Origin of the sequence: Microtetraspora glauca (assembly GCF_040656155.1) — a bacterium.
In the GTDB taxonomy this organism is placed as follows: Bacteria; Actinomycetota; Actinomycetes; order Streptosporangiales; family Streptosporangiaceae; genus Microtetraspora; species Microtetraspora glauca.
The window spans coordinates 22,487-28,486 of record NZ_JBFALK010000042.1 but is presented as its reverse complement, the minus strand read 5'-3'; the positions used below and the strand labels follow the sequence as shown (position 1 = coordinate 28,486).

The window sequence follows — 6,000 nt, the reverse complement described above, 5'->3', positions numbered from 1 at the left end:
TCCGCCGCTACATCGCCTGGCGTAACCGCAACGTCGATAACCCCCGCCTACGCCGGATCGTGAAGAGGGCAAACGTGGCCTGACACGGCACTAGTGTGAGCTGGTCATGCGAGTGAGTCCGTGTGCTTCCGACCATCGCATGGATCAACAAGCCAGCCGAAGAGCAGGCCCGGCAGACCGAAGAGGCGGCAGCTCAGCGACTGTTACCCCAGTGTCTGCACCTGGTGTGCTCGGCGCGGCTGGTCGGCCATGACACCTTCCTTTCCGGTGCCGTGGCTCTGCACAGCGGACCAGACGGGCAAAAGTGAGGGTGTGCATCCTCACCTTCGACGACGTCACGGTGCTGCTCATCACCATGGACATCGGCCACGCGCTCGGCGCCCCAAGCGGTGCGTCGCTCACCGCCGGGCCGGCCGGGCTTTCTCCGCTGCCTGCGGAACAGGCCCGGCGGGTGATCCAGCGTCGCCTGCACACGTTGGCGGTGCTGCTGGACGAGGACGCCATTACCCGGGTACGCCGGGAGCCGCAGATCCCCGCAGACTCCTTCCCTCGCGATCACCAACCACCCAACAACCACTGCGCGCGGCCCACGCCGATCTGGGCACCGCCGACGTGAGGGCCACAGTCGCCTGCGTGCGTGACCTGCTGAAACCCGCCGGCGAATCGTCGCCACCATATGAGATCAGGAGCCCTGCATGAGTAAGTTCACCGGCGCTGCCCGCTATTATCGCAATTACCGGCCCGGAATCCCGGACGCCGCCGTCTCACTTGTGATCGCCGAGGCAAGCCGCCAGGGCCCAGCGCGGACCCTGCTGGATCTCGGCACTGGAACTGGTCAGGTCCCCGCCGCCCTGCACAGCTTCTTCACCGAGATCGACGCCGTCGAACCGGACCCAGACATGGTCACTCAGGCCGACATGGTCCTCAGGCCCCTGCTGGGAGAGGCCACCACGCTACGCCTGCACCATCAGCGAGCCGAAAACTTCACCCCGCCCTACCCCACCTGGCGCGCCGACCTGGTGACCATCTGCCGAGCCTTCCACTGGATGAACCAGCCCGCGCTGCTGAAATCCCTCGACAGCTGCGTAGCGCCGAGCGGGGTGGTCGCCATCATGGGCGACGGCAGCCTGTTGACCGCACACACGACCTGGACCGACACACTTTCCGAACTCATCCAGCGCTTCCTCGGCCCGCAGCGCCGTGCCGGCAACCAGACCTTCGCCCATCACGACCGCCCGTACAGCGAGGTACTGGCCGACTCGTCCTTCTCCCAGATCCAGGACGTCCATATCCCGGTGCAGCGCGTCTGGACGCCCGAACAGGTGATCGGCTACCTGTATTCGACGTCGTTCGCCGCTCAGCACCTGTTCGGAGAGCGCCTGGAGGAGTTCGAGGCCGCTGCCACGAGCCTGCTGGAGGAGTTCGCCCGCAGCGGTCCGCTGGTGGATGACGCCGAGTTCCGAATGCTCCTCGCCCGCCGCCCGCCGGGTTGATCCGTCAGGGAGGAGAAGATCCGCGCCGAACTGGTGATCCATCTGGATGAACGCCTGCTGCGCCTCATGCGCCCGGCGCACGTCCGTTATGCCTACTGCAGGGCCAGCCCCGTCCCATGCGAGCAGCAGGCGTCACCAGGTCAGGGTGCTCGACGCGACGGCGGTGACCGCGGCCCTCTCGCAGAGGATGTGGCATCGCAACGCCAAGGTGAGTCCGGGTGACCGCGTCGTGGTCTTCCACGAACCGTGTAGCGGTCCCGCGCTCGTTACCCGCGTGTTCCGGCGTCGGAGAACGCGAGGATGCTGTGCTCCATCGAAGCCGGAGCGCTTCAAAGGCCTGATCACAAACAACAGCCTCTTGAGTTGAGGGCGCACGACGCGCCATCGAACCTTCTCCCTTCCAAGCTGCAGACCCGACAAGACCATCTCCATCGTCAACGTGCAGGACTTGACAGAGAACTTGTTCTCGCCGTACCAGAAGGCGGCTACCTGGCGGGCGGCCATGTTGGTGTCGGCGAGGGGGGTGCTGGCGCGGAGGTGCTGGCGATGTCACCTGTGGCGTTGGCGGGGGAGGTGACCGCGGCGGTGGCCGGGAGGCCGACCGCGGCACCGCCGACAGCCAGGACGCGTTTCAATCGCCGACGGCAGAGGCCCTGGAACATCGTCGATCCGCTCGGATCACGGCAGCATATGACGTCTTACAATATCGTAAGATGTCATATGACTTTAGGGGCTGCATGTCGATCTGTCCACGTTTCCCCGACCGGCCCGCAATCGCTTTGCGCAGCCCATCCGCAGGACACCGTCCTCAGCGACGCGAACAGGCCCGGCCTGTCGGCTATCTCCTCATGCCGGACATGGCGATTCCCCGGATGATCTGCCGTTGCACTACCAGGTAGATGATCACGACGGGAAGAACGGCCGGCGTCGCCGTCGCGAGAGCGATCCCGGTGTGGATTCCGACTTGCCGGAGAAACGGCCCTTGGCGAAGGCGCAACCGGTCAGCGCGCTGCAGAAAAGGTCGCCCACAGTGGAGCCCCACGACGAAGCTGTTGAGGTAGTCGCCGAGCACATCCGCAATGATCTTCTGACCGTTCCCCAGGTCGCCGAACACATCGCCCGCTCGGCCGGGCTGACGATCGCCCCGAACACTGAAGGCCCGGTACGGGCGCGGCTGCACCGCTACACGGTCGGGGCCCGCCACACCTTCTTCTGGCTGAGGACCTGGAAGCGACCTCGACGTGTGCCTGTGGGGTCAGCTCAAACGCCTGATCGGGACGCGTCGGCTGGTAGGGACGGCTTCACGCTGTCCAGCGGCGACGTAAGCCGTAGTCAAGGGTCCTGCAAGCAACGCTGCCTACGGTCGCGACGGCGGACACGGGGCCCGATCATGAAAGGAGCCCGGAACAGGGTGCGGAGTCTGACGGGGAGCCCGATCCCATCGGAGCACGGCATCGGATCGTCGCTCCTGGCGGGGGAACGCGCACTGTACGGCGAGGGCGACCTGCGCACCGCCCGGCGCTGCTTCGACTCGGCCTACCGGGAAGCCGAGCGGTGCGATGACGGACCCGCGATGGCGCGTGCCGCGCTCGGGCTCGGCGGGCTGTGGGTGCACGAGCATCGGACGGCCGCCGACACGGCGGCGGTCCGGGTACGGCAGCGCCACGCTCTGTCGAGCATCGATCCGCGTTCGGTGCTCGCGCTCCGGTTGCGGGCACGACTGGCCGCTGAGGAGGACTACCGTACCGGCGGGCATGCCGCGGTCCTCGCCGTGGTCGAGGAGGCGAGGAGCCGGGGTGACGCCGTCGCCCTGGCGGAGGCCCTGAGCTTGGCTCATCACTGTGTGCTCGGCCCCGGAGACGGAGCGCTGCGGCTCGAACTCGCCCAGGAGCTGATCGCCACCGCGTCCAGGACGGCTCGCCGCGGCGATCTGCTGATGGGGTTGCTGTGGCGGACCGTCGATCTGTTCCTGGACGCGGATCCGCACGCCGGTCGCGGCCTGGCGGAACTTCGCGGCCTGCTGGCAGATCGAGACCATCTGGCCGCCGGGTTCGTGGCCGACGCGATCGAAGTGATGCTCGCCATCCGGGGCGGCGGGTTCGCGCAGGCCGAGGCCCGGGCGGCCGCCTGTGCCGAGCGAGGCACGACGGCCGGCGACGTCGACGGGGCGGTGTGGCACGCCGGGCAGTTGGTCGCGATCCGCTGGTACCAGGGCCGTGTCGCCGAACTGCTTCCGATGCTGTCTGAGCTGGTGAACTCACCCAAGCTCAGCGCCGTGGACAACTCCGGCTTCGCCGCGCTGGCGGTGGCCGCGGCCTCGGCGGGAGATCGCCGTCAGGCGGAGGGCGCGCTGGCCAGATTGCGCGGCCCCGGCCTGGCGGGCCTGTCCAGGTCGAGTAGCTGGCTGGTGGCGATGTACGGGGCCGTGGAGGCCGCCCACCTGGTCGGCGACGCGGAGATCTCGGCACAGGCGTACGCGCTGCTCCGCCCCTTCGCACGCCTACCGGTCATGGTCAGCCTCGGGGCCGCCTGCTTCGGTTCGGTACACCATACGCTCGGGGTGGCCTCTCTGACCTGCGGCGATGTCGGGAACGCGGTGGCGCATCTGGGCGCGGCCATCCGCGACAACACGGCGCTGGGGCACTGGCCGGCGGTGACCCTGTCCCGATGGCGTCTGGGCCAGGCACTGCGGCTGCGTGACGGGCCTCGGGACGAGGCGGCCCGGGAGGAACACGCCATCGCCGTGCGTGATGCGGCGGAGCTCGGCGTGGCGCTGCCTTCCGAGGCGGGGCGGCGTTCGGTGATCCACGCGGGCGGTTCCGCCGGTTCCGGCGTTTCCGGCGAGGCGGCCCAGGTGGTGATCCAGCGCCGGGGCGGGCGATGGCGGGTCGAGATGGGCACGCGGGCCGTGCTGGTCGGCCACTGTGTCGGCATGCGGCACCTGGCGGTGCTGCTCGCCAACCCCGGACACGAGGTCCCCGCCATCGACCTGGCCGCGGGCATGAAGGTGCCGACCGCCGGGGATGTCACCCCGGCCCACCCGCTGCTGGACAGCACGGCCAGGCAGGCGTACCGGGAGCGGTTGGTACGGCTGGCAGCCGAACTCGATGAACTCGACGAGCTCGGCCGGATCGGCGGGAGCGAACGCGCCTCCGCGTTACGCGCCGAGCAGGATTGGCTGATCACCGAACTGGGCCGGGCGACCGGACTGGGGGGCCGGGCGCGCGGCTTCAGCAGCGACCATGAGCGGGCTCGGGTCTCCGTCGGAAAGGCGATCCGGCGAGCCCTCGACCGGATCAGCGAGGCGGACCCAGTCATCGGCGACGAGCTTCGTGCCACCGTACGGACCGGCGCCCGCTGCTGTTACTGTCCCTGACGGCGGCCGGTCGGCCGCCGTCACCCGTCAAGCGGACTGGAACGTGCACCCCTTGGCTTCGCCGGTGGATGCGACGACGAACTGCGCGGACGAGATCGCCTTCTTTCCGAAGTCTTCCTTGACCGCGTTCGCCCCTTCCTCCATCGAGTCGAGCACGGCGGCGAAGCCATTGCACTCAGCCTGAGTGGCCGGTTTCATGCCTGGGAAGTTCGACCTGCCCGTGGCGGTGGCGACAGTACGCGCGCTGGCCCCGCTGCCGGTCGTGGTGATCTTGCACCCCCGCCACTCGCCCACAGTGCGAACGGTGTCCGCCGAGGTCAGGAAGCGCTTGGCCGCGGCGGGATCCTTGGTGCCCTGCGCCCACTGGTTGAGCAGGTCGATCGAGTACGCCATGGCGTCGCACCGGGACTGGGTCAACGGCCCGGGGTCCTTGCCCAGCTTGCCGGTGGCCTTGGCTGTGGTGGCGGCCTGTGCGGCACCGCCGAAGGCCATCATCGTGGCCGCCAGGAGCGCGGTGGCCAGAACGCGTCTGTTCATCTGATTCACCTTCCGTTTCGAGTGCCCGGCGTCCCTTTGTGAATGGCCGGATGCCGTCCGGACGGACGGCGGCACTCACCTGGAAGGCGTTCCAACCCGTTCCACCGCGTTCCAGCGTCCCTTTATCGCCGCCTCTCCTCCCGACTGAGCACCACCGCAGCTCACCGCATCCGGGTTATCGACGCTGTCCATGCCGCGCTCGCCGGATGTCCTGACTACCCGCCCCGCTCGGTGTCCGTGTGCCGCCGTTGTGGAACGGCAAGGTGACGGCCGCGCGGACGGCATCGCGGTTCTGTTTGAACCAATCGATAGGCCAACTAGGCAGGGTGGCCACATGCGGCCATCCCCGGCCGCGGCGGGAGATCGCGTTATCGGAGCGATGAGAGGTGACGGCATGACCAGGACGACGCTCAGACTGGTCGCGATCGGGCTACTGACCGCAGCCGGATTCGCCCTGGCCACCGACCCGGCAGCCGTCGGCGAAGATATTGGCCCAGGGGCACCGGGGTCGCCCCGATGGGCGAGAACTTCTCTCCCTCCTCCGGCGGGGTCGCGCCGATGAAGGAGGACTACTGGCCCGCCACCGGCGGGTGA

The 6,000-nt window shown here is 68.6% G+C and carries 6 protein-coding genes; 4 read left to right on the top strand and 2 right to left on the bottom strand.

What is annotated here, in order from left to right:
- Positions 1 to 122: 122 nt before the first annotated feature.
- The 3 genes from AB0I59_RS41365 to AB0I59_RS41355 all read left to right on the top strand — a co-directional run bounded on the left by AB0I59_RS41365 (position 123) and on the right by AB0I59_RS41355 (position 1,493).
- Positions 123 to 308, top strand: a complete 186-nt coding sequence (locus AB0I59_RS41365) for a hypothetical protein (protein WP_358142394.1) — start codon at positions 123 to 125, stop codon at positions 306 to 308.
- Positions 309 to 310: 2 nt separating this feature from the next.
- On the top strand, positions 311 to 616 hold the full coding sequence (locus AB0I59_RS41360; RefSeq protein ID WP_358142391.1) for a hypothetical protein: 306 nt from the start codon (positions 311 to 313) through the stop codon (positions 614 to 616).
- Between the two features lie 79 nt (positions 617 to 695).
- A complete protein-coding gene (locus tag AB0I59_RS41355) occupies positions 696 to 1,493 on the top strand; it encodes a class I SAM-dependent methyltransferase (protein ID WP_358142388.1) in 798 nt (265 codons plus the stop codon).
- Positions 1,494 to 2,331: 838 nt separating this feature from the next.
- Here the strand turns inward: AB0I59_RS41355 and AB0I59_RS41350 are convergent.
- Positions 2,332 to 2,697, bottom strand: a complete 366-nt coding sequence (locus AB0I59_RS41350) for a hypothetical protein (RefSeq protein ID WP_358142385.1) — start codon at positions 2,695 to 2,697, stop codon at positions 2,332 to 2,334.
- A 207-nt stretch (positions 2,698 to 2,904) separates the two neighbouring features.
- Between AB0I59_RS41350 and AB0I59_RS41345 the strand changes: the two genes are divergently transcribed.
- On the top strand, positions 2,905 to 4,869 hold the full coding sequence (locus AB0I59_RS41345) for an ATP-binding protein (protein ID WP_358142382.1): 1,965 nt from the start codon (positions 2,905 to 2,907) through the stop codon (positions 4,867 to 4,869).
- 27 nt (positions 4,870 to 4,896) lie between these two features.
- Here AB0I59_RS41345 and AB0I59_RS41340 read toward each other — a convergent pair whose 3' ends face one another.
- Positions 4,897 to 5,406: a hypothetical protein gene (locus AB0I59_RS41340; RefSeq protein ID WP_061260998.1), complete on the bottom strand. Its 510-nt coding sequence runs from the start codon at positions 5,404 to 5,406 to the stop codon at positions 4,897 to 4,899.
- Positions 5,407 to 6,000 lie beyond the last annotated feature (594 nt).